Origin of the sequence: Nostoc sp. 2RC, from assembly GCF_014222165.1 — a bacterium.
In the GTDB taxonomy this organism is placed as follows: Bacteria; Cyanobacteriota; Cyanobacteriia; order Cyanobacteriales; family Nostocaceae; genus Nostoc; species Nostoc linckia.
Map to the genome: position 1 here is coordinate 25,241 of NZ_JACKZU010000007.1, position 22,387 is coordinate 47,627.

The window sequence follows — 22,387 nt, forward strand, 5'->3', positions numbered from 1 at the left end:
TCTTTATAATTGGTAATTATTTTTTAATGACCAATGACTAATGACTAATGACCAATTCATCAAACTTTACTACTTCTGAATCAGGCTTACGAGTATCAAAACGATAACTAGCGATGCTACCTGTTGCTGTGTCAAAGATACTAAAAACTGTAATTTCATTACTAGCAATATAAGGCATCGGTTTTGCATCTTCACCTAACAAAGGAGCAATTGTTGGTACAATTGGTTGTAAACCATTGGGGTCGCCGAGTTGAACATACTCTTCTTGATAATTAATTGGCACTTCTCGTTTCCTATCACCCCAAGCTGCACCGTAAGTATTACCAACATTAGATGTTTCTAAAAAGTGCATTCCACTGGGACTAACAAAGCGATTCCACAAATGAGAATGTCCATAAAATACTAATTGCACATTAGCTTTTTCTAACAAAGGTACAACATCTCGGATGATATAATCTGCGCCTTTGGGATACTCGTAACGCACAGCCTTGATGTTATCACCATCTCGCTCAATTATTTGTACTGGTTCTGTATAGGCGGGAACTATATTATCACCAAGAGTATGAGGTGGATGATGAAACATTACAACTTTGTATTTTGCTTGTTGAAACTCAGGGCTATTGAGTTCTGTTTCTAGCCAATTATATTGCTGGGAACCTTTAGCAATGGGTTCATAAATTACCTGTCCGTATCCCCAATTTTCTGGGTTATGGAAATCTTTTTCTGCTTCTTCATATCTACCTTTACGCTTCCCATCTAAACTGGGAGGACGCCACATATTAGTAATATATAATACTACGAGACGTACATCCCCAAAGGTAACTGCGTAATATTTTTTTCCACCGTCTTGGCTTGTTGGTAGAGTGAAAATTTCTTCGTAGGTAATAGTATTAAAAGAATTATCGATGAGAGATTTATCAGGGTATAACTTTTGGGCAATTGTCTGAGGAATAGTATCATCAAATTCATCATTTAAACTGCCAGTTCTAGCATATCGTCCCATGACTTCATGATTACCAATGCAAGTAAACATGGGTGTATGTTGAATTATTTGCCCACCAGTGTAGGTTGTTTTAACACCATTGTGGGTCATTTCGTATTTAGCGCGACCTTGTAAACCAGGAAACAGCGCACCACCGCTATTATCATCAAACCATTCCGAGGCGCGATCGCTAACATTGACCAAATCACCAGCAAACCATACCGCATCAACTCGTCCAACAGTTTCTACTACCTTTTGCAGATTTGCAGATGTCATCTGCTTTAATTGATGGTCTGAGGTCAGCAAAATTTTTAATGGTGTACCGGGTTTTGGAGTAGCTGCAAGAGTAAAAACATCACTGCTGATAGTTTCGCCATCTTCCCGCACACTTGCGACCCGATAGTTTACTCGTACCCCAGGAGTTAACCCAGTTACCTCGGCTTCATGCCGCCAAATGTCACGCCCGACCGGTTTTTGATAAATTTGGTTGTCTTGCGTTTGGTTTCCAACTCTTGATTTTTGGTCTTCACGTGTGCGACTGAGTTTGATAGTATTTGCTTTAGCGATTTGTTGGAGGTTTTCACCGTAGGACACTGTATGTTGAGTACCAGCAAACTCGGTAAACCAAACTACTCGCACTGAATTTTCAGTTGGCAGCTGCAAAAACGGATCGGTCAGCAGATAAGGTGCTGATATCATATCTGTTTGCCTACATGAATGCACGCTTACTAGGGTAAAGCATATAACAAGCGAAAGCATAGCCACTGAGGAGATTTTACGGCTATCTAAGAGGATGCTTGAAAAGTCGGTTGTGCAGTAAAAAAAAGCTCTCAAGGTGCCGCCGTAAATACGTAGTACAAAATTGTTGATAGCCATGAGTAAATCATATCTAACTCAGCTTGGTGTACCTTTAGCTCAGCAACAACTTGGTTGTCTGGAGTCTCAACCAAATTCACAGATAAGTATTTATGATTTCCATTGAATAAAGCTCTAGGAAATCTTAATCTAAGGCGACCTTGTAAGTTTTCAACTCCTACTTCCATAACTATGAAATGACTATTTTTTAGGGGGAATGCCATAGTCATTTCATAGTCAAAAGAGCCTCATACAGGAATTCAGCCCTCTAATACTACAGGTGACTAGGAGCTGAAACCCTTATATTATCGTCTTTCATAAGTGGCTCAGGTCGGATTTGAACCAACGACCCCAGGCTTATGAGTCCCTATATGAAGCCAACTATATCAAGAGCCTCAGCTCCACTCATATTATTTGATAGTCAGGTAATAGTCAATATCTATAATACATAATATTACTTTACTATTAGTATTACTTGACACTAATATCTTTACTGAATAAACTTGATACAGCTTCTACCGATAAATAACATTTAGGTTAATGTAATTAAGTTTGCGATCTTTGTGTTGTTACCCATAAAGTTGATGTGTTGTGGTATTTCAATAAACCCCAGCAACAGTTTACATAACCCTATTAAATTAAATGATTAGCAAAGGATAGTAGACATGAGTTATTTTCTTGCCATTGTGGAAACTTTTTTTCAGAATATGAGTATACCCAAGTACCAACATCTTCGGGATACAATGGAAGAAAAATTGAACCTAGATGAATTTTTATTAAATAAAACTAGCGTATATCAAACAACTAGTTTATATAAGGAAGCCTATAATAATTTCATTTCAGTACAAGATGGTGATGATATTGCAAAGGGGCAGTTTATTCAACTAACCGAACAGTTTCGTAATGAGAGATGGAAAATATTTTATGAGTTTGCTTTGTGGTGTGTACACGCATACAAAAAAGATCCTTATTGGTTTTATGAAGATACAGGAATTGAGTTTACTTGTAAATCAATTGGTTGTTTAATAGCAAGAGATTCCCCTATACAGCTTACTATGGAAGAAAAAAGTTATGCTCCTCTTCTATTACTACAACCTATCTACAAGATGAATCCTAAAATTGCTGATGATATAGTAATTAAGTGGGGGGAGATAATGGCAGAAATAAATCCTTTAAATTCACTAAGCAGCCTTATCTATTAAATGGGCGGTTTTGTAGAAGTATCTACAAAGTTCAACATGTAGCTCTAAAAGGTTGCATCTGTTTGGCTAAAGATAATTGCTCTTAAGTTCACGCCCGAATGTAGTCTTAATAATAAAATCACTGTGTTGTGGTATCTCAGGAAACCCCAGCAACAGATTTACTTCGGCAGATTGTTAAATTAAGTTTTTCTTTCTAATTGTCCTCCACTAAATAGGTAAGTTTTTATGACAGAAACTTCGGAGATGAAATCTCTAAGAACTACTAGTGAATTCTTATTCTTAATTGATGTAATGATATTAACTAAAATTACAAAGTCAGGAGAATATGCCTCTCGTTTAAATTCGCAAAATCGTTTATCTATTTCTATTCAAGATAGTTCTGAAATATTTATAATTCCTTGCTTTGTAGAAATAAGGAAAATGATTCAGAAAGTTCCAGAAGTATTACAAAATACAAATCATGACGCTAAAGTTGCTTGTATTGTTTTAAGAACCTTGATAGATATGAAATATAATGAAATAAATAATCTTAAACAACAAACTATAGATCCAACAGCAATAGCTGGTTTAAGTTTCATTCAAGGAATTTACAGAGATATAGTACAAGAAGTAGGTTGTTTTATATATAAACCAGAATAGGGCTTTTGACTAAGCTACCCTATCCATTAAATAAGTTGTAGCCTCCTCATCCTCAACATACTTATCATTACTCTCTCTCCTCTTCCAAGCATAAGCAGCTAGAGCTAATGACATAACACAGTCTGTAGGTAGACCTCTATCGTCAAGTTTATAGAATCTAAGCTCAGTTTTAAGCTGCTTTAACTTGTCTTCTTCACTATAAGGAATTACAAGCTTAGCCTTCTCTATAATCCCTGCCAAATTAGACAGCATAAGAGTTTTATGATTATGTTTATTATGTCTAAAAGGCTTTTTAGTGGAGTTAATAGGTGTACACAGTAATACCTCTTTAGGGTCTAATTCCTTTTCAATAGCTTCCTTTAAATATTGTCCAGCTAAAGCAGTGGCATCATAATAAAGTTCACCAGGGAATTGATTTAACCTTCTTCTAACCCTTTCAATAACCCCATCTTGGTCAAACAAAGGAGTTTTACTAATCCTTTCAAAAGCTACTATCCTCAACTCCCTATCAATAAATTGAAGTGTAGTAAGCACAGTTGAGTCAGCATTAGTATCTCCAGCCACATCAACTCCAGTAAAGAATTGCGCTCCAGGCCCACCTTTTGGTAAATAAGGGAAATCAGGATGAGTACCAGCTTCAGGTAAACAGAAGCCTGTAATTGGGTCATCGACTGGGAAGAAACAAGTATGCCTTTCTCCTTTTTCAATTGCTAGGTCTAGATAATTACCAGCAAAGAAAGTAGAACCATAGTTAGCAAACTTACCATAAATCTCCTCTCTGATTTGAGCCTGAGTCATGTTAACCATGTTGGCTTTGATTACTTCAGGGGGATTAACAGGATTATCAAACTGAGAAAACTCAGCGATCGCTACTGAATTATCTTTTTTAAGTCTGCGTTCCTTCAGTTCATTCCATATCTTTCTAAAGTAAATAGCTCCTTGACCAGCAGACTCCCCTTCTCCTTGTGGAGTAGAGATAAAAAACTTACGTCCACTAACTTCAGTACCCCTAACATTAAGTATCTTCATCCGTAGATGTTCTAAAGCATACTCAGAAGCAGACTCATCTAGGGTAGCTATATCCAAATACAAACCTAAAATGAACCTTCCCTTTTGCACAGTAGCTTGGAACCAAATAATGCTATTGAAACAAGTTTCTATAAAAGGTTGCTGACCATCAGAGATATGCTTAATGAAGCCTATACTAGTCAGGAAGGGGCTATCATTGACTAAACCTATGATTTCATCCTTTACTAACTTAGCTTGCTTCAAAGAAGGAGCGCAGTTAATAGACTGAAATCTTTTACTATAGTCTCCATAAAAAACAGAGGTAGTAGGTCTCTTTCTATAGAATAAAAACCAAAGGTGCATGAGGGCAGTAACAAAAGTTTTACCACTTCTACTACCTGCTTTTAATATTCCCTCTTGGCAATTAACAGCTTGCCTTAACCATTGTCTTTGTTTAGGATGTCCTATAACTACTTCCCCAGTTTCAGGATGAATCCTTTCAATTTCATTTAAGTAATAGTTAACTTTTTCACCTAAAAAATACTTAACAAATAATACAGGGTCATTAGCTCCAGCAAGGAATTGATATCTTAAAGTATCTGACTTAAGAACACTTTCCAAATCACAAGGGACAACATTCATTAGTCATCGTCCCCTAATTCATACTGGATTTCTACATCAGCAGGCTTGAGTGAGAGTAAGTCATCTACTTTAGCGTCAGGATTGGCAGATAGATAACCCTTAATCATATCTTGAATCAATTGCTTAGGTTCTACACTCAACTGCTCATATAAAGCTTTCAGTGTGGATTCATTCTCATTCTTGTCTCTAAGCTCTTTTCTAGTTTTGAGTGTAGAATTAATCTGAGCTTGATGAATTTGGATAACTTTAGAGATATCAGCGATCGCTTTACTTAATCCATTAATATTATTGGTTAGTACTTCTAGCTCTCTTGGTTCTCTTCTTTCAGAACCAGATAATAATTGAACAGCAGTATTATACCTTTCTATAATTTCAGATTGATGCTCAATAAGTCTACTAATCATAGCATCAGTTAACATGATACTGTTATCTAGTAAACTTTCTTTATTGTAATCAGTAGCTAATAGCTCCTTTCTTTCCTTATTACTTAATGATTTGATAGCTCTCATATTTTGTTCTTTAATTAACTTAGAATGTAGACCATGAGTAATCTTAGCCTTAGCTGCTTTACCTCCATGAGTGGCACAACATTTGTAACCAAGCATTACTTTGTTTTTACATTGTGTACCATCTTTTTTAATAACAGGACATCTAACAGGTTCACCTCTTCTACCTGATAGATACCTATGTTTATAAACTGCACTTTCCTTGTATGAAGACAAAAAAATATCCTTTAGTTATATTAATAATTAAAGGATATTACATGTACATTATAAATAAATAGGGGGAATTACACCTTTAAATAGTGAGGAGGTAGGTATAACTATATTAATAATATAACATTAATAAAGATTAATATTTAAGCTATCCCTAAACTATGTACTAAATCTACAAAAGCTTGTACATCAGTAGGTCTATTATTAGTAAAGTAATCAATTTTAGCTAGCAAGAAAGGTTCTGTCCAAGGAGCTAAATCAGGGAATAAATCATAGTATTCATGCAGTTCAATTTCTAATAAATCAGCAGCAGCTTGAGCTTCTTGTTCCATAAAATATTCAAAATACCTATCTAGAGCTATATCAAGCCATTCTTCACTAGGAAGCGTAGGGGTTCTAGTTTGACCTGCTAATAGTAATTCGCAATCTATAGGATAAGTAGCATAATTATCAAACTCATCAATTTCCCAGCACTCTGTAGGGTAGCCACTATAATTACCAATGATACTCATAAATTTTATTAGGTCTTAATGTAGAGAAAAGGAGCACCAGTAGTAAGTTCAGTTAAGCTATCTACAGGGGCAGAAGATGGTAAGCTTCCAGAAGAGTAGGTATAGTTATTCCTATAACCATTAACAAAACCTGTAGTGCCAAAAGAGCTTCTTCCTATGTAATAATTTTGAGAAGCAAGAGTCGTTTCTCCAGTTAAAGAAACACTAACGTTAGAACTAATAGCAGCCCAATACCATGCAGGAGGGAGTTGAATAAAAACAGTATCACTTCTTTCCCCCGTACCAGCAGTAGACAATTCTCCTGTTTGAACTAACAAGGTAGAAGGCAGAACAGTATTACTATTATTAGAATAAATTCCAAACCTCATATTCCCTGCAACACTTGTAGCTTGGTTAAACGCTATTTTAAGAATAGTGACAGGTTTTTTTAAACTGAAGGGATAATAACTAATAGTATTAGATGTGGAAGCAGTAGTGATAGAACTTAAGCCGTCAGTTATAGGAGATGTAGCATACCATAAACCCGTTCTATATCCTGGATGGTCTGCTTCTAGTTCAGTAAGTACTCTAGAGGAAATAGATGTACTTAAGCATAAATCAGTTCCAACTTTATAAAGAGTTGGGCCACCTATACCAATTTTAAAAGAATCTAAACTTGTTCCTTTAATATCAAAAGTTGATGCCATATTATTTTTTTTACTTATCTTTAATTTATAAAAAAGTCATAAGGATAAACTCGCATTACCCTTATGTTAAAGTCTGCCTGAAATATGTCCTATTACACTATTAACCAGGATTGGAGTAAGAAACTAGGACTCTTGCACTACCAGCACTGGCTGTAGAAGCAGCATAAGTAATGATTAAGCTTTCACTACTTCCATTAGCAGCTTGGTTGGGGGTAATAACATAACAATCCCCTGCGCTACCATACAAATCAATTAAGTTGCTACCTGCATATTTAGAAGTTGTCCCAGAAATACCAACCGTCATAGTTGCAGTTCCAGTTACCCAAGCTGTGTCTAAGATGACTTCTACTCTGTGAATTACAGCATTGGCGGGAAGGGTAAACATTGAAACACTTGAAGCACTGTTAAAAGCTAAAGAAGTGGTATCTGTGAACATACCATTGCTAGCACCACCAGAAACGGTAGTCCAGCTTAAAGTACCAGAACCATTGGTTGTAAGTACTTGGCTAGGGGAACCAGCACTTGTGGGTAAAGTAAGGGTGTAGTCAGCAGTTTGACCACTAGAAGGTCTAGCGATCGTAATCTTCCAATCTGCACCTGTTGAAGCTGCATCTGAATTAATTACTAAACCAGTGTCATTAGTTGTTTCAAACTGCGATGCTGTAACTTTCTTAAAGCTAGAATCAGCAGAATCTTTAACTTGTAAATCACCTGAGTTATTCTTAAGTCTTACCCCACCCTTTTCAATTTGCAGTGAGGAAATAGAAGTTCCTTTTAAATCTAAAATTTGAGCCATATCTTGTCTTAATAATTATTTAATTATTTACTTTCAATAATAATGTAACCGTTACCTTGACTTGCCCCAGTTCCTTGATTCAGATATAAATTAATAGGAGTTACTGAAGTGTATTTATAAACAGGATTAACTGAATATTCTCCTGCTTGCTCAAGGTAAATTTGAGAGTTATTTGCTAACCTATCATTAACAAGCGAATCTCCTATAGAAATAGATGCACCCACTCCATTAAAGGGTGTAATGATTACTATAGTTACTGTTAAAATAATTTCATTATCGCCAGTTGTGTAGATTAATCTAGAATTTACATCGCCGTAACTAAAATATATATCTTTCTCAACTGTATCTTCTACGCTAACTGAGCCTAAAGCTAGTACATCCCAATCAACACTTTCTGAAGAAGGTGGTTGGGTAGTAGTTTTATTTGCCCTATAAGAGGAGCCACCGTAAGAAACAGCTTGATTCTTTCTATAAGTTTTTGTATTAACCCACTCTCCCGCCCATATTACTGATAAACCATTTAAGGAAATAGTTTTATTAGTAACTTTATCGGGAGTGATTTCTATTGCCATATTAAGGACTTACTTCCGTTACTATAATATTTGATAAAGCATTATTACTCTGAAACCTAATACTTCCAGATTGAGCAGCAACTCTCACATTATAAGTAGTAGATGCAGTGCTTGTAATTGAACTTTTAGCTTGTATGTAATAGGGAGGCATATATTGAGTTGTAAATCTTCCTGAATAACTAGCACCAGTTGAGTAAACGCTTGTAGAAGCAGTAGTATTATATATTTGAGCGCCTAGCATATAAGTAGTATCGGCTGTTCCAGATACTTTCTCAATACCATGAATTACTACATAAAAGTAGAGGAAGTTAGAAGTATTTATAGGAGTAATAGTTATACTTAACCCAATATTAGTAAATCCTCCAGCAGCTATCGTAGTTATAGTATTACTCTCTGCGTAAACAGTTTGGATTAACTTACCAGAGGTACTAAGAGTAGTAGGTTCCCACTTGCTAGTGGCAGAGTTATATACTAAAACCTGACCATTTGTTGGGGCAGTAGAAATAATATCTGTGCCTTGAAGTTTATTTGCATTCCATTGAGAAGTTGTGTTACCTACTTGGGAAGCTGTTACTGAATGTGGATTAGAAGTGTTACCTGTATGGGAACTTAGACTACTACTAGAGGCTCCTCCAAGGGCTGAAAGCGCAGCAGAGGCAGAGGTACTACCTGTTCCCCCTTTACTAATAGAAAGGGTTCCTCCTAAGTTATCTAGAGTTAGATTAGATTCACTGACGTTAATATCTACTTCAGAGTTGCTAGTATCATCTGTAATTGTTATTTTATTAGACCCGGCATTTAACTTTTTAAACTCTAAGTTAACTCCAGTTTTCTGTTTATAAATACCAACTCCAGCAGTTCCAACATTACTTGCAGTATTAACTTCTCCTCCTCCACCTCCAGTAGAAATAGTTTCATTAGTCCACTTTGAAATAGAGCTATCATAAACTAGGGCTTGACCATCAGAGGGAGAGGATATTGCAACATCATCTAACTCAACTAAGTTATCAATGATTAAGTTATCAACTTCAGTTTTATTGTAAGTTGTAGACTGATTAGCTTTATTATTTAAAAGGGTATCTGTTTGAGTTTTAGTATAATAATCACTTAAGTCTACAGGTTCTCCACTATCAGAACCAGACGCTAATAAATCCCAATCTAAGGCTTCTGGGCTTGGTTCTTCTGTAGTAGTTTTGTTGGCTCTGTACGAAGAACCTTCATGAAAAACAGCTTGGTTTTTATAATAAGTTTTTGTGGGGCTATAATCTCCACCCCATATTACTGATAGACCATCACTCATCTTAGTTACTATGTAATTGTCCAGATACTAAAAGTTCGGTATTAGGCTCAAGTGCCGTAATATTTAATTTGATAATGCTAGTGTTAATTAAAGAGTAGCTCTTAGTAATAGCATTATCTATAACTTCTGGGCTAACATCAACCCAATCTATATCCACAAGTTCTTGTAATTTAAATTTAATATTTGCAGAAGCTACTAACCTAATATCTAATCTCTTATAGTTAGTAACTGGTATATTAGTAAAGTAATTTCCTGATAATAAAGTTGGTATACCATAATCATCATTAAAGAAATCTTTAACCATTAGAGGAACAGTATCTTCTAAATCAGTTGCATAGTAATCTAAATAACTAATAGTAAACTGACCTGCTGAAGTCCAAGCTCCATTAGTAGCAGACTTTTCAACAAGAGCAGCCTTATCTTCTAATTCATAAGCTCTGGTTACTTCTTTTAACTCAATAGCCGCTAATCTCTTCTGGTCACCTAAAGCTATTTCCTTGTCTTCTTCCCTAGCAATTTGAGATAGCTTAGCAGTGTTCTCTGCATCAATTAATATTAACCTTTCAGCTAATGTTAATTGTCCCGAACTATTGGTTACTTGAGTAGAAGAAACTTGTAACCTTTCTTTCCAAAAAGCAGAAGCTGTTATCTCTCCTAATATATGAATTCTTAAGTAAGCAAGAATTAAAGTTTCATAATTAGCTTTACAGGCAGTGGTTAGAGTTTCATTCTTTTGAATATCTAAACCAGCAGCAGTTTGTAATTTAATAACAGGGTCAGATACTAAAAAGTATTTAACTCCAGCAGCGATCGCAGTGAAGGCATCAGCAAAGTTAGCTGTAATAGAAGTTAAATCAGTTACCAGTAATTCTTGTTGTGTAGGCTTAGAAGCTATTAATACTTCTAGTAGAGGGTTACCTGTGCCAGTATTTCTTTCTGCTACAGTATAGAATTGTTGTGATTCCCCAGCAGTAGAGCCGACTAAGCGAACTCTGGTTGAGTCATCATAAGCTGTGAACTTAACATTAAAAGTAGAATTAGCATTTATTAAACTTGTTAAGCCAGCAGTTACATTAGCGATCGTATTAGCTGTAGCTGTGAATGTAACAGAGATATTATTATAGGTAAAGGAGAAATTATTCCCAATATTAACTTGATTAGGATTTAGATAAGTTACTTGGGCTGTAGCTGGTACTGTGGTTGATGTGGGGAGTGGCCCAATATCTGTTAAACCTTTACTAACTAAATCAGTAATAGCAGCAAAGGTAGTTTTCTTTAAAGTATCTTCGTCATATTGAGCACCATAAATATCAGATATTTGAGGTCTAAGATAAGTGCTTTCAAATAAATTCCAACTAATAGAAGTAGGCATATTAATATTATTTATTGTTTATTTTCTTCAAAGTTAGCCATTAACTTGTAACCAACTTTTTCTACTTTCATGTATAAGCCACCTGTAAACATTTTAGATAGGAAATCAGGCTTTAATATTAACTTTAAATCTGATTTAAAATAGTAACCATTTCGCTTAAGTAACTCTATATTTTTAGCTTTATTAGTAACTGCTTTAAACTTAATTATTTCAGTAACAGTTCCTTCTTCCTCATCTACTATTAAGTCTGAATAGGCTACAAGTCCATCTACTCCACCAAGGGACGTAGGGTCAAGATACCCTACTAAAGTTGGTTTATAGTTAAGGCTGGATATTCTGCTGCCTCTTTTAATTTGCTCTACTTCTTTACTTTTAAGAACACTGCCACCTGTAAGACTATTGACAGCATTGATATCGTAAACTCTGTAGTCTTGTTCTCTGGCAAATTCAGTAGTAATAGCAGTAATAACCCCATATCCATCCACTTCATATTTTCTGATTACCTTAGGATTAAAAACTTTCTTTTCTTTCCTAATAGAAACAGCTAGCTTCTCCCAGAAATCAGGTTCACTCTTTAATTGAGTAAGCAGATTATCAATGTAATTTAAAACTTTTGTTGTTTTATCGGAGACTGTAGCTATTGCTAATAGACCAATCCCATTATTATATAAAAGGTAATTAGCTTTATAATTACTTATTATTTGATAATTAGAATAAATGGTGGCTTTTGGGTCTTCTACATCCCCATAAATAATGGTATAGATATTATCAATAATCTCTGGGGTTAAATTAAGTTGAATTAAGCCTGAGTTTAAGATATCCATTACTTATGTAAAGTTAAAGGAGAAGGTTCCGTTACTTGTAGAAATGTTAGTGGCAGCAGCAGGTTGGGCAGATAATTGAATTACCATTACTCCTTCTTCTAAAATAGAGTTTTGAGCAACTTTAAATAGCTGCCTGTTAGACTTTAAATCTAGAAAAGGTATATCAAATCTTAGTTCACAGGAATTAAGTCTGTTACCATTGGGAACCTGAGGATACCAATAATAAGGAATAGTAGTAATTAATAAAACGTCTGCTGGAACTGTATTCACCGAACCAGTGGGGAGGGTGGGTAGCTCTATTCCTGGGCTAATTTGAGGTCTTTTAATTGTTTCTAAAAGGTAACCAGGTAAAGCCCAAGCTCTTTGAGTTTTCTCAACTACTCTAGGCCCAGTTGAAGTTTTCTCAACTTCCTTAAACCTAACAGCACCATCATCTATAAAATAATTAACAGCAGAGCTTATATTACCTTGATAATCAATAGCTAAAATGCCACTAAATTGTGATAGCAAATGAGATAAGGAAACTCTTTTAGCTATTAATTCATAATGTTCAACACATGTAATTAGGCTCATAACGTTATCCCCGCTATATCTAATAGTTGTTGGAGGACTGCAATATCTATATCTATTCGACTTGAGTTGCCTCCTGAAAGAAACCACAACCTACCAGCAGGAAGATTACTTTCTATATCAAATTGACCAGAGGTAACAATCTCATAAACCTTAACTCCTGAAGCTATTACATCCCCTACAGGAAGAGTAGCATTATCAAACTGTAAAGCATCTGCTGTATAGGTTTCAAAGTTGGAGACTGAGCGATTAGAAGAAGAGTACTGCCAGAACTTTAAGCAGGTGGATTTACAATAATTAATTAGCTCTTTTAAGAAAGCACTAAACTTAACTCTGAAGTAGTAAACTACTGGGTCTAATCCTCTAGCTTCTGCATCTGTTTGATATTGAGTTAGTTCAGTAGAAGTTGGTAAAGGAATAATCTTATTATTGATGTAGTCCTCAGTGTAGCTGAAACTAGTAGGTACGTTGCGAACTGTAGCTGAACTAGATTTAATTTGGCTTTCTAAAAAGACTGAGCTAGTAGGTAGAGTGTAAGGCATTAACTTCCATTTATTTAAATTAGAGCCTGTATAACCTAATAAATCAAAAGCAGATTTAGCAATAGAATCAGAGAAGGTTACGCTACCAATATCAAATGATTCAGGAGAGTAAGTTGTCCAGTATGCATCTGTATATGTTGGAGTGTAATTGCCTATTGTTAAATTATTATTTAGCTGGGTAACGATAGATTTAATAGTTCCCTTAACATAAGGAAAGCTAGCAAGATAAGGTCTTAATGTTGTGTTATCAACTACACCTGAAGTTAACTCTAAAGCTCTAACTCCTTTCATAGAGATAGGGGATTCACATACTCCCTGGCAAATTATTCCTCCACCAGAAGCTATATCTATTACTTCAAAGTAACCATAGTCTAGAGGGGCGAGAGCATTAGTCCGGTATTGTAAAGGAATTAAGGTACTAGATGTGCCATTAGTATATCTAGAAACACCATTCTGCTTGAACCAAGTTCTTACTATACAAGTTTTAGGAGTGCTACTTTTATTGATTGTTACTACTTCTATCTCGTGCCCTTTTAAAGGTCTACTAACTACAAAAGAACTTAAATCATAACTAGGGTCTTTATAACTTATACTCTTAACTTTAGTGGGGAAAGGAGTATCATTAATAAATCCGTATGTAGAAATATTGGTTGCTAATGAAGTAGACCAAGTTTCTAGATTAGCTTTAGCTGTAGTACTAGAAGAATAATTAGAGGCATTGTTAATAGCTGTTATTAAGGCTGGATAGCTGACAGTGCTAGTGGAGGTATAAAGGATTTGTCTCCAATCGTAATACTTATCAGGACTAACAGCAGTTTGAACTAACTGGTTTAAAGCTGTAATAAACTTATTATATTCAAGAGATGAAGTGTAATTAACTCCATCATAAGATGAGCGAATCTTAAAGTTGGAAGGGAAGAACCAATTAAAAGGATTAGTAGTTTCAGGTAGAGCAGGATCAGCTACATTTGATGGAGGAGGAATTAAAACTGCATCTATATCAACCGCACTATCAAATATTAATTCACACTTAACTGGGCCTCCATAAAGTGCAGCAATTCCCCCCACTGGAAGACTAGTTAATAAGTTGGCAGATACGTCAGCTACTTCAAATAAAACTGAGGGGATGTAAGGAGCTAAAGTTATTTCTTTAAAGGAGCCAGCAGTACTAACTCTTTTTATTCCATATTCTCCACTGCCGGAATCATATTTACCTTGGGTAAAACTTCCAGTTAATTGGGTGTCTTCAATAGTTCCTGAATTTAAATTAGAAGTAAACTTAACTTCATATTCATTTAAATTCAATAATCTGTTTTGGGTTACAACTGTGGATGAAGCTGGATTTGAATAAGGTCTGGTAACTGATTTACACCAATGGTAATAAGTTCTATAAGTAGCAGCCCAAAGTCTCATTAGAGCAAAGGGATTTAAATTATTTCTAGTAAGTCCCCCAGCTACCCACATATCAATTAAAGCATTGAAATCAGAAGGGTTACCTGCTTCATTAGATAAACCTACTGAACATCCTGGGTTAAAGGAAGTGGTCGTATTACCATTAGCTAAAGGTGTATTTCCTTGAGTTAAAGTAAAGTCTTCATCATGAGGATATCTCTCTATGAATTGAATGACTTTATTTTTATGTAGAGGTGCAGCCATCTTTCTCCTGTTCTATTTAATTAGGGGAGTAATCTCCCCTAATATTTACTTTAATTAACTTACACAGTGGGGACACTGTAGCTAGTAGCATTCAATTGAAGAACAGCAGCAGCACCACGATGATTAGGAGCAAAACCCCAACCTTCACTCATAACTGTATTTTCTAAAGCAAAGGTAGATTTAACATCAGTTTGCAATCCAGCCAAAGAAGCTACAGCAGGTTGACGGCTTAACAAAGGAGTGCGGTTTGGGCCACCATCAGTTCCTACACAAACTGCATAACCTGTTGGGGTTACTGGAGTTTTGATAACAGGAACATTAGAGATGAAACCTACTAAACCTTCAAAAGGAGAAAGTTGACGTTGGCGTTCTCCATTAGCTCCACCAGTAGCAATCTCAAGATTACGCCCTAATTGACCTTCAGCAGGTACAAACCCAGCTAAAGATTCAAAACTATAATCATAATCAGAAACCCAGATTTCAAGCTGGCGGAAACCATGATGTCTAACTTTATCAATTAGCTTACTGCGAATCTCAGATAGAGTTGGGTTGTTAGCAGAAGCCACAGCATTGTAATGCTGCAAATCCCCCGCTACAAAAGTGTAACCATTGATAGAAGGAGAAGCGGTGGAGCTACCTGAATTATAAAAAGGAAGGGAGGTTGTTTGATATTTGTTAACAGAATCAACTATTACTCGGTTGACATTAGTAAAGATAGCTTGACGCATTGCAGAAAACTTAGCCTTCTGGAAGCTGGTTAGCTTAGATTGAACATAAGCCGCAACTTCTTCCGAAGTCATCAATTGAACTGCTCTCTTGGTCAAAGTCAGCGCAGTGATGAATTCTTGGAAAGGAATCTCTTGAGTGTAATCATAAACAGTTTCTCTAGAGCTAGGTCTAGCTGCTTCTGTGTAAGCTTCTAAATCTTCACCATCATAGACCTTAACTACTTTTTGAGGAGTAGCGACACTTTCTGTTAATGACCCAAAGAAGCGGTCATTCATATCAGAATAAAATTTAAAGTCTTGGTCTAATTCACGTAAGATACTAACAACTGAAATGTTGTCAACTGTGACTAATTCAGAATCATTTGAATTAAGTTCACCAAAGTAGGTGGTGATGTAAGTCATATATTTTTAAAGGTTAATTTAGATAGAGATTTTAATCTTGTTAGCAGTTAAAGCTACACCAACTTTATTGGTTCCTGTTCCAGCTACAGCACCAGCAGCAGCCGCAAATACATTAGTTCCAGGAGTAAGAGCAAGTGAAGTGCCTTTATTTTCAATTATGCAATTACCTTCTACTGCAAGCATGGTTCCAGCTTTACGAGAGTGTCTAGCTACACCAACAGGAATGAGAGAAGCAGTACAAAGAATAGCTTGACCATTAGCGTCAACTGCAACTATAGAACCTTCAGGAATGTCAACTGCTGCAAGTAAATTAACAATGCTTCCGTCTAAGTTGGCAGAAGCAATGAAACGATAAATAATTGTATTGTAAGCTACATTCAACATATTTTTATTTATAAATTATTAGTAGGTGATTAATAACCTTTCCAGGCTTTAAGTTTACGCTCTTGAGGAGAGCTAGAAGTTACTGAAACTCCAGGCTTAGGGGTAATTGAATTGCCTGAATATTTTGTAGTCAAACCTTGTAAAGCAGCTTGAACTTTAGGAACTAAATTTGATTTTAAGTCAGCTTCAAAAGCTGTTTGCTTAGTTAACAAGTCCTGCTCTATATCTTCTTGAGTACTACCAGAAGGCTGGATTCCTAGAAGCTTTACCATTCTCTGAAAGTCAGGTTTAGTCTTAGCGATCGCAGCTTCATAATCAATTTGAGGAGGGGCAACTGTGATTCCTAAATCTAACTCTTCAGAGGTTACTTGTTCTTGATTTTCTTCAAGATTATTAGACATAATTATAAATTATTACTATTCGTATTATCTAGGTTGATTGAATTATCTTCATTACTAATAGCTTTATCTGAGAAGACTGTTCCCTCATCTTCATTAGGAGCGTCTTTAGAATCAACAAGGGCGGCAGAGTATTGAATATTTAATCCCTTCTCATTATCTAATTGTTGAAGTTCCTTATCGGCTTCTGTTTCACTTAACCCTTCTACTTGAATTAGATAACGCTTTCTGGAAATAAGTTTATTCTTTACTGCCTCTATTTGTAGTTTCTTGTCTTGCAAATCTTTCGGAAGCATATTAGGAAGTTCAACACGGTAGGTAATATCAATTCCTAATTGTTCAAAGATAGAACCTATGCAAGATATTAAGTAGGAAGCTCTATTTAAGGTAGCCCGTTGCAGGGGTTCATAAAGAACAGAAAGGGAGGAAGATGAACTAGCTGACCTTGCATTTTGTAACTCAAGTACCATTACCCCACTTAAGTTATAAACATCTTGAAGGATAATTAATCTTTGACGTTCTAGATAACTTGAATCTAAAGGTTGTAGGTATCCAATCTTAGGAGTAATACCAGCTTCAGCAGCCGCATTGGAAATTGGAAGGTGAAGGATAGAAGCAGCATCATCTCTAAAGGCTGTTTGGAATTCACTTGAACCTGTAGCTGTTTCAACAGATTCAGGACGAGAGGCATTGGTTCTTCCTATTACTGCCGGGGCGGAGGTTCCTATTGTATAAAGCTGAGGCTTATGATGCTTACCATGCAAGTTAATTCTTGAACGGCATTCATTATATTCAAGCTGGAGGAAGAGAATAGAATCAACAGAAGACTTAGCTTCCTTCCCATTTAGGGCATCTACAACTCTAATGATTGGCAAGCGATCGCCAGCTTCAATAGGTTCACTGTTGCCAACTTTAAGGTAATATTTATATTCAGGTAGGCTGAGTATATCTAATTCACTAGCATCCTGAGCAGAGTTGGCTAAAGCCAAGAAGTGTTCAACTTGGACTTTTTCATAATCATTTTTGGAGGGGTTGTATATTTCCCTGTGCTCTTTTAGGTAAACTACTTTTAGTGGGTCGGTGGGGTCAACTTTAACTTCTGAGACATCTAAACTTCTTATATGTCTTAGCTGACCATTTGATACATCTATAAAAGATTCCCCGAATACTGGAACCTCGTTATACAAATCATTAAGAAGACTGTATAGCTTTAGCTCATTTAACTTAGCATCTAAGTCTGCTTGCTGCTCAGAATTAGTAGCCAGAAATTTAATCTTTTTAGAGTATCCATCACCTAGTAAAAATGATTTAATCTGCTCAACAACAAGCTTAACTAACTTGATAGGTAGCTCTTTTCCAGTCGAAGGATTGATACCTTTGTAAGCATCATATAACTCTTGTTTTGTAGCCACATGTAAAAAATAATATTTATTTAATAATTAAATTTTAGTTAAATTTTGTTAAAAAAAGTAGGATAAAGCAATTGATAAATTAGATTTGATAAATTAGATATTTAGATATTAGGAGAGTTAAAATATATACTTAATATGTAGGTATCTGGGGGCAGGCTCCTCCAGCGCGGGGGTCTATATTTAAATAATTTGACCTACATAGTATATGAGTATGGATAATAAGGTTTATAACCCTTTAATAAATTTAAATAAGTAACTGCTAATTACTCCCTAAGTATCCTATTACTTAGGATGCTTAAGGCTAGAGAGAGGAAGATACACATTAATATCTACCTAGCTTGAAGGTTACTTAAGTTTAGCGATCGCTAGTAAAGAAAACTTAAATAATTAGCTTCACTTGATTGAGTGAACTCGTTAGCGATCGCTACAATTAAGAAGACTTAACTTCAAGTTTTCTTATTAAGAAGACTGAAGTTTTGCGATGGCTGATTAATGGTGTTTACATTTAAGCTAACTAATCAAGAAAACTCAATTAGCGATCGCTATCCAGTAAGCTCCAAGTTAGGTAACTTCAATAACTATTCTTAAAGCTTCAGGTGCGATAAATAGAGACAAATATACTTGTCATGCTACAACTTATCCTCACTTAATTTGACTTTAGTTAAGAAACCTTATAATTTATTTTATTTAATTTTAGTTTTTTATAAATAAATAGACTTAAATATCTCAAACCTTCAGCAAGGAGGCTTAACTTTGGATAGCTTCCTTCAGCTATCTAGACTATTACAGTTTACCAAGATTTAATTTTCTTAAATCTTTTGAGGTGGGAGAATGAATATTATGTCTTCTTACTCTTATGGATATTAAGAGTGGCGGCGCATTTTTAGAATGCTTAATTAATAATGCTTTTACTATGGCGATTACTTAATAATTGAAATATAATAGATATATATAAGAATACATTTTTTAGTTTATGAAATTAGACAAACTTACTTCCATTAGATTATTTGCAGGTGATAACGACAGGCTTCAAAAAGTAGCTGAAATTGAAGGGCTTGATAAAAGTGACATTATCAGAAAGGCAGTTCAGCTTTACTTGGCTAAGTATGAAAGCCACGTTTTTTTATCAGAGTCTTAAGTTGAAGTTGAAGCTCAAGTTTATTGTAAATAATTTTTAAATATAAAAGCCAGTTCTATAAAATAGCTGGCTCAAAGTACAAACTAAATAAATATTAATTTAATAGTACATGAAAACATTGGAACCAAATATAGATGCACAACTATGTGAGCTTTTAGGAGGATCAGAACAAGAAAGGTTACAAAGAAAGTTTGCTTCAATTTTTAACTACAGATTTAACTGCATTAAAGCCAAAGGATGTCCTGAAACTGGGACTGTGATCGAATGGGGTGATCCAAAAAGACCTTTGGATAATGAAGACTTATTTGTTAATTGGAATAACCCTAGTGAGTTTGTTGGAGTTAGTTTTAATACCAACACAAGTTATGCGTTATTGGATGTTGATGCTGGTTCAGAGTACCACCCAATTCCCCAGTTAGATAAAATTGAAGAAGCTTTAAAATCTGTAGGTATTAATAAAATTAATTGGTATCACTCCTCTGGAAGTAATGGTTGGCAAACTAACTGGTATCACCTCTCTGAAAATAATGGTTGGCATGGTTATATTCCCTTTGATCGTTCAATGCCGACTTGGGGGGTTGCCTGTGTACTAGATCAAACTTTAAGTGAGGCAGGATTTAATATTGCAAGAGGTCAATTGGAAATCTTTCCCAACCGTAAGAGTTGGGGAAGTAAATATAACTCTCACAGAATTCCTTTACAATCAGGTTTTGAGTTGAGCAAAGAAGAAATAAGCTACTTTCTAATGGATTGGGATGAAGCAGCAGAAGAAAATGATGCTGAATTATTCTTTAGTAAAATTGAGCCAGCTAGAAAATGGTTTAAGAGCCAACAATACACTAGTCTTAAAAAAGATGGTAGGACTGTTAATTCAGATGTACAAAGTAAATTAACTACCTGGTACACTAATCTGAGGAAAACAATTGACAAAGGTTGGACAGGTTCATCTCAAACCAATGATATTTTAAAAGACATTGCTCAGTACCATAGAGTATTTAATTCTGCTGAAGCAGACACTATAGAAAAGTTAGCTGAATTAATTGAGCAAACAGCAGTTAAATGCCCTGGCTACTCTAAATACTGTAACCATCAGCATAAAATCAAGAAGAGAGCAATCGACTATGCTAGAAACTGCTGGAAGAAGTATCACCCCTATGATGGTTATACCATTAAAAACTATGTAAAAAAAGATCCAAGTGAAAATAAAAATTTTCTAAAAGCTGAGGAGTCTAAGCGGAAGATTTTAGCAGCTATAGAAAGCTTGAAATCTAGGGGAGAAAAGGTTACTCAAAGAGCAATAAGTAAAGAAGCTGGTATCTCTCTTAAAACGGTTAATAAGTATAAGGAATGGATGGTTCAAGTAGCTCAACCAACTAGCCTTGAACCAGTTTCCCAAGGTTCCCAAAGTCCACAAAGGGCAATTTAGGAGACTGTATACTACATATGGAAAAGTGGTGAACAAACAAGAGGTAACTGATCACCCTGAAGAAGAAACCTTAACTGGTGCTCAAAAGATTACTAAAGCTATTGATTATATAATTAAATTAGAGCAACCCCTAAACATTTGTTCTATTGCCAAGGTTAGTGGATGTTCCAGAAACACAGTGAAGGCTTACAAACACTTAATAGCCGCTAGATTATGAATCACAAAGAGTGGTATCAACAGAGGTATGGAAGGTTATCTAAAGAGCTTTCCCTTTCAGCTAACAAGGCTGAGGAATATCAAAAGATATCTGACCATAATAGAGCTAAAAAGCAATCTCTAGAAGATGCTGCTAGAGTCATTTTTAGAGAGCATAATATCTCCTACCAGGAGAATACTAATAGTTGGTTATGCACAGTTGAAGGTTGTAAGTATTATTATTTTCCTAAGTCTGGAAAATGGAGACCTCAAGGTAAGACAAAGATTTATTACTCTAGAGGTGCAGCAGACTTCCTGGGTAAAGTTTGGAGATTCCACAATTCTAATTAATTAATTTAAAAAGCTGGATTCCTTAACTAAAGAAGGGTTCAACCATTTTTAAATTTAGGAGTAGCTTGTAAACTAAGCTGCCCCTGATGTATTCCTCTAAAATTTGACAGAAAATTACTGCCCTAAATTTATTATATTTTCAGTGTCTATCGTAGATATTAAAAAAAGTATATTTGCTAATTTATAGTAAGTTTCCACTTGTACTTTAATATAGGGTGCTTCAGTGAAAGGGTTAGCAAATGCTGTAGAGTAGGCATAAGTGCGGGATTCTTTCATTAATTTATCCCCTAAAGATTTCACAACTTCTTGAGGATTTTCTTCATTTGATTTTGAATCCTCTAATCTTTTTACAACCTCTTCTTCAGTTTTAACTAAAATTTTATATAATCTTGTCTTCCATTTACAATTAGTCCAGGGGTCTAAATATATATTATCTAATGCATTTACCGCTTGTTCCGTACAGTGTTCTAGACTTTGTAAAAACATACCTGTAGCATATTCAATATATGAAGTTCTCATTTAAAAACCTAATTTCAAAACTTCTATTTTATATTACTATCTATAATAGATACATGTTCACAGGATAAACACTGAAATTTAATTTTAAGCAAAACCACTGTTTTTAGGGCTATAAAATTTACGAGTATAATGTATACAAAAAATCACCAAAGGGTACGGCCCACTCCTTAGAGTGGTTGAACATTAACTTTGGTGTGGCTAATTATAAGTATTTAACCCTAAGCTAGGTTAACCTAAGTCTTTACTTTAGTAACTCACTTCAGAGCAATTAATTAAGAAAGACTTAGGTTACAGTGCTATATCGTAAGTTCCTAAACTTCCTCTTCTAAATCTTCTAAATCTTCCAAGGTTTCTTCATCATCATAAACAAATACACTTTCCCAAGCTCGGTTATCCATTCTTCGCACAATTTTACCATCAGCAAAATTAATTTGATCGCCCTCTTCCAGTAGGCAGAGTAAATCTATATATCGTTTAAATTCATGAATATTTATTTCCATCATGGGTGAAGTGACTCCTTGTTGATTTTACGTTTGTTTAAAGTTCAGGTAGCTTGTAAT

23 protein-coding genes are annotated in these 22,387 nt (G+C 35.2%); 5 read left to right on the top strand and 18 right to left on the bottom strand.

Annotated elements, in window-relative coordinates:
• Window positions 1–37: 37 nt before the first annotated feature.
• Complete coding sequence (locus GNE10_RS01910; RefSeq protein ID WP_260446716.1) at window positions 38–1,681, bottom strand: metallophosphoesterase family protein; 1,644 nt, start codon at window positions 1,679–1,681, stop codon at window positions 38–40.
• An 899-nt stretch (window positions 1,682–2,580) separates the two neighbouring features.
• Between GNE10_RS01910 and GNE10_RS01920 the strand changes: the two genes are divergently transcribed.
• Together GNE10_RS01920 and GNE10_RS01925 are read left to right on the top strand one after the other, a co-directional pair.
• Window positions 2,581–3,039: a hypothetical protein gene (locus GNE10_RS01920; protein ID WP_185563410.1), complete on the top strand. Its 459-nt coding sequence runs from the start codon at window positions 2,581–2,583 to the stop codon at window positions 3,037–3,039.
• Window positions 3,040–3,264: 225 nt separating this feature from the next.
• Window positions 3,265–3,678 carry a hypothetical protein gene (locus GNE10_RS01925; RefSeq protein WP_185563411.1) on the top strand — a complete coding sequence of 138 codons (414 nt, stop codon included), beginning with the start codon at window positions 3,265–3,267 and terminating at the stop codon, window positions 3,676–3,678.
• A 9-nt stretch (window positions 3,679–3,687) separates the two neighbouring features.
• Here GNE10_RS01925 and GNE10_RS01930 read toward each other — a convergent pair whose 3' ends face one another.
• The 15 genes from GNE10_RS01930 to GNE10_RS02000 form a co-directional block, all read right to left on the bottom strand.
• Window positions 3,688–5,328 carry a hypothetical protein gene (locus GNE10_RS01930; RefSeq protein WP_185563412.1) on the bottom strand — a complete coding sequence of 547 codons (1,641 nt, stop codon included), beginning with the start codon at window positions 5,326–5,328 and terminating at the stop codon, window positions 3,688–3,690.
• A complete protein-coding gene (locus tag GNE10_RS01935) occupies window positions 5,328–6,050 on the bottom strand; it encodes a hypothetical protein (protein ID WP_185563413.1) in 723 nt (240 codons plus the stop codon). The genes GNE10_RS01930 and GNE10_RS01935 overlap by 1 nt, the downstream gene beginning before the upstream one ends.
• A gap of 137 nt (window positions 6,051–6,187) precedes the next feature.
• Complete coding sequence (locus GNE10_RS01940) at window positions 6,188–6,556, bottom strand: hypothetical protein (RefSeq protein WP_185563414.1); 369 nt, start codon at window positions 6,554–6,556, stop codon at window positions 6,188–6,190.
• 8 nt (window positions 6,557–6,564) lie between these two features.
• Complete coding sequence (locus tag GNE10_RS01945; protein WP_185563415.1) at window positions 6,565–7,242, bottom strand: hypothetical protein; 678 nt, start codon at window positions 7,240–7,242, stop codon at window positions 6,565–6,567.
• Window positions 7,243–7,342: 100 nt separating this feature from the next.
• Window positions 7,343–8,038 carry a hypothetical protein gene (locus GNE10_RS01950; RefSeq protein WP_185563416.1) on the bottom strand — a complete coding sequence of 232 codons (696 nt, stop codon included), beginning with the start codon at window positions 8,036–8,038 and terminating at the stop codon, window positions 7,343–7,345.
• Window positions 8,039–8,061: 23 nt separating this feature from the next.
• Entirely contained in the window at window positions 8,062–8,610 is a 549-nt protein-coding gene (locus GNE10_RS01955; RefSeq protein WP_185563417.1) for a hypothetical protein, read from the bottom strand.
• Between the two features lies 1 nt (window position 8,611).
• Window positions 8,612–9,910 carry a hypothetical protein gene (locus tag GNE10_RS01960; RefSeq protein ID WP_185563418.1) on the bottom strand — a complete coding sequence of 433 codons (1,299 nt, stop codon included), beginning with the start codon at window positions 9,908–9,910 and terminating at the stop codon, window positions 8,612–8,614.
• A 1-nt stretch (window position 9,911) separates the two neighbouring features.
• Entirely contained in the window at window positions 9,912–11,282 is a 1,371-nt protein-coding gene (locus tag GNE10_RS01965) for a hypothetical protein (RefSeq protein WP_185563419.1), read from the bottom strand.
• 11 nt (window positions 11,283–11,293) lie between these two features.
• On the bottom strand, window positions 11,294–12,106 hold the full coding sequence (locus tag GNE10_RS01970; protein ID WP_185563420.1) for a hypothetical protein: 813 nt from the start codon (window positions 12,104–12,106) through the stop codon (window positions 11,294–11,296).
• Between the two features lie 3 nt (window positions 12,107–12,109).
• A complete protein-coding gene (locus GNE10_RS01975) occupies window positions 12,110–12,679 on the bottom strand; it encodes a hypothetical protein (protein WP_185563421.1) in 570 nt (189 codons plus the stop codon).
• Window positions 12,676–14,874 (bottom strand): hypothetical protein, encoded by a 2,199-nt coding sequence (locus GNE10_RS01980; protein ID WP_185563422.1) that lies wholly within the window; start codon window positions 14,872–14,874, stop codon window positions 12,676–12,678. Before GNE10_RS01980 ends, GNE10_RS01975 begins: the two co-directional genes overlap by 4 nt.
• 59 nt (window positions 14,875–14,933) lie before the next feature.
• Entirely contained in the window at window positions 14,934–16,004 is a 1,071-nt protein-coding gene (locus GNE10_RS01985; RefSeq protein ID WP_185563423.1) for a hypothetical protein, read from the bottom strand.
• 18 nt (window positions 16,005–16,022) lie between these two features.
• On the bottom strand, window positions 16,023–16,388 hold the full coding sequence (locus GNE10_RS01990; RefSeq protein WP_185563424.1) for a capsid cement protein: 366 nt from the start codon (window positions 16,386–16,388) through the stop codon (window positions 16,023–16,025).
• A 29-nt stretch (window positions 16,389–16,417) separates the two neighbouring features.
• Window positions 16,418–16,789: a hypothetical protein gene (locus GNE10_RS01995; protein ID WP_185563425.1), complete on the bottom strand. Its 372-nt coding sequence runs from the start codon at window positions 16,787–16,789 to the stop codon at window positions 16,418–16,420.
• Between the two features lie 2 nt (window positions 16,790–16,791).
• On the bottom strand, window positions 16,792–18,198 hold the full coding sequence (locus GNE10_RS02000; RefSeq protein ID WP_185563426.1) for a hypothetical protein: 1,407 nt from the start codon (window positions 18,196–18,198) through the stop codon (window positions 16,792–16,794).
• Window positions 18,199–19,171: 973 nt separating this feature from the next.
• On the opposite strand from GNE10_RS02000, the gene GNE10_RS02005 reads away from it, so the two are divergent.
• From GNE10_RS02005 to GNE10_RS02020, 3 genes are all read left to right on the top strand, one after another.
• Window positions 19,172–19,336, top strand: coding sequence for a hypothetical protein (locus GNE10_RS02005; RefSeq protein WP_185563427.1), 165 nt, complete (start codon window positions 19,172–19,174; stop codon window positions 19,334–19,336).
• 109 nt (window positions 19,337–19,445) lie between these two features.
• Entirely contained in the window at window positions 19,446–20,762 is a 1,317-nt protein-coding gene (locus GNE10_RS02010; protein ID WP_185563428.1) for a hypothetical protein, read from the top strand.
• 213 nt (window positions 20,763–20,975) lie between these two features.
• A complete protein-coding gene (locus GNE10_RS02020; RefSeq protein WP_185563430.1) occupies window positions 20,976–21,308 on the top strand; it encodes a hypothetical protein in 333 nt (110 codons plus the stop codon).
• Window positions 21,309–21,422: 114 nt separating this feature from the next.
• Here the strand turns inward: GNE10_RS02020 and GNE10_RS02025 are convergent, their stop codons facing one another.
• Together GNE10_RS02025 and GNE10_RS02030 are read right to left on the bottom strand one after the other, a co-directional pair.
• Entirely contained in the window at window positions 21,423–21,827 is a 405-nt protein-coding gene (locus GNE10_RS02025; protein ID WP_185563431.1) for a hypothetical protein, read from the bottom strand.
• Window positions 21,828–22,138: 311 nt separating this feature from the next.
• Complete coding sequence (locus tag GNE10_RS02030; protein ID WP_185563432.1) at window positions 22,139–22,330, bottom strand: hypothetical protein; 192 nt, start codon at window positions 22,328–22,330, stop codon at window positions 22,139–22,141.
• Window positions 22,331–22,387: the final 57 nt, after the last annotated feature.

Coding starts and splice junctions, on each gene's coding strand:
- GNE10_RS01985 (WP_185563423.1), bottom strand. CDS start 16,004: ATGACTTACATCACCACCTACTTTGGTGAACTTAATTCAAATGATTCT.
- GNE10_RS02030 (WP_185563432.1), bottom strand. CDS start 22,330: ATGATGGAAATAAATATTCATGAATTTAAACGATATATAGATTTACTC.
- GNE10_RS01955 (WP_185563417.1), bottom strand. CDS start 8,610: ATGGCAATAGAAATCACTCCCGATAAAGTTACTAATAAAACTATTTCC.
- GNE10_RS01940 (WP_185563414.1), bottom strand. CDS start 6,556: ATGAGTATCATTGGTAATTATAGTGGCTACCCTACAGAGTGCTGGGAA.
- GNE10_RS01930 (WP_185563412.1), bottom strand. CDS start 5,328: ATGAATGTTGTCCCTTGTGATTTGGAAAGTGTTCTTAAGTCAGATACT.
- GNE10_RS01925 (WP_185563411.1), top strand. CDS start 3,265: ATGACAGAAACTTCGGAGATGAAATCTCTAAGAACTACTAGTGAATTC.
- GNE10_RS02020 (WP_185563430.1), top strand. CDS start 20,976: ATGAATCACAAAGAGTGGTATCAACAGAGGTATGGAAGGTTATCTAAA.
- GNE10_RS01960 (WP_185563418.1), bottom strand. CDS start 9,910: ATGAGTGATGGTCTATCAGTAATATGGGGTGGAGATTATAGCCCCACA.
- GNE10_RS01995 (WP_185563425.1), bottom strand. CDS start 16,789: ATGTCTAATAATCTTGAAGAAAATCAAGAACAAGTAACCTCTGAAGAG.
- GNE10_RS01990 (WP_185563424.1), bottom strand. CDS start 16,388: ATGTTGAATGTAGCTTACAATACAATTATTTATCGTTTCATTGCTTCT.
- GNE10_RS01920 (WP_185563410.1), top strand. CDS start 2,581: ATGGAAGAAAAATTGAACCTAGATGAATTTTTATTAAATAAAACTAGC.
- GNE10_RS01970 (WP_185563420.1), bottom strand. CDS start 12,106: ATGGATATCTTAAACTCAGGCTTAATTCAACTTAATTTAACCCCAGAG.
- GNE10_RS02005 (WP_185563427.1), top strand. CDS start 19,172: ATGAAATTAGACAAACTTACTTCCATTAGATTATTTGCAGGTGATAAC.
- GNE10_RS01910 (WP_260446716.1), bottom strand. CDS start 1,681: ATGATATCAGCACCTTATCTGCTGACCGATCCGTTTTTGCAGCTGCCA.
- GNE10_RS01950 (WP_185563416.1), bottom strand. CDS start 8,038: ATGGCTCAAATTTTAGATTTAAAAGGAACTTCTATTTCCTCACTGCAA.
- GNE10_RS01975 (WP_185563421.1), bottom strand. CDS start 12,679: ATGAGCCTAATTACATGTGTTGAACATTATGAATTAATAGCTAAAAGA.
- GNE10_RS01980 (WP_185563422.1), bottom strand. CDS start 14,874: ATGGCTGCACCTCTACATAAAAATAAAGTCATTCAATTCATAGAGAGA.
- GNE10_RS02010 (WP_185563428.1), top strand. CDS start 19,446: ATGAAAACATTGGAACCAAATATAGATGCACAACTATGTGAGCTTTTA.
- GNE10_RS02025 (WP_185563431.1), bottom strand. CDS start 21,827: ATGAGAACTTCATATATTGAATATGCTACAGGTATGTTTTTACAAAGT.
- GNE10_RS01945 (WP_185563415.1), bottom strand. CDS start 7,242: ATGGCATCAACTTTTGATATTAAAGGAACAAGTTTAGATTCTTTTAAA.
- GNE10_RS01965 (WP_185563419.1), bottom strand. CDS start 11,282: ATGCCTACTTCTATTAGTTGGAATTTATTTGAAAGCACTTATCTTAGA.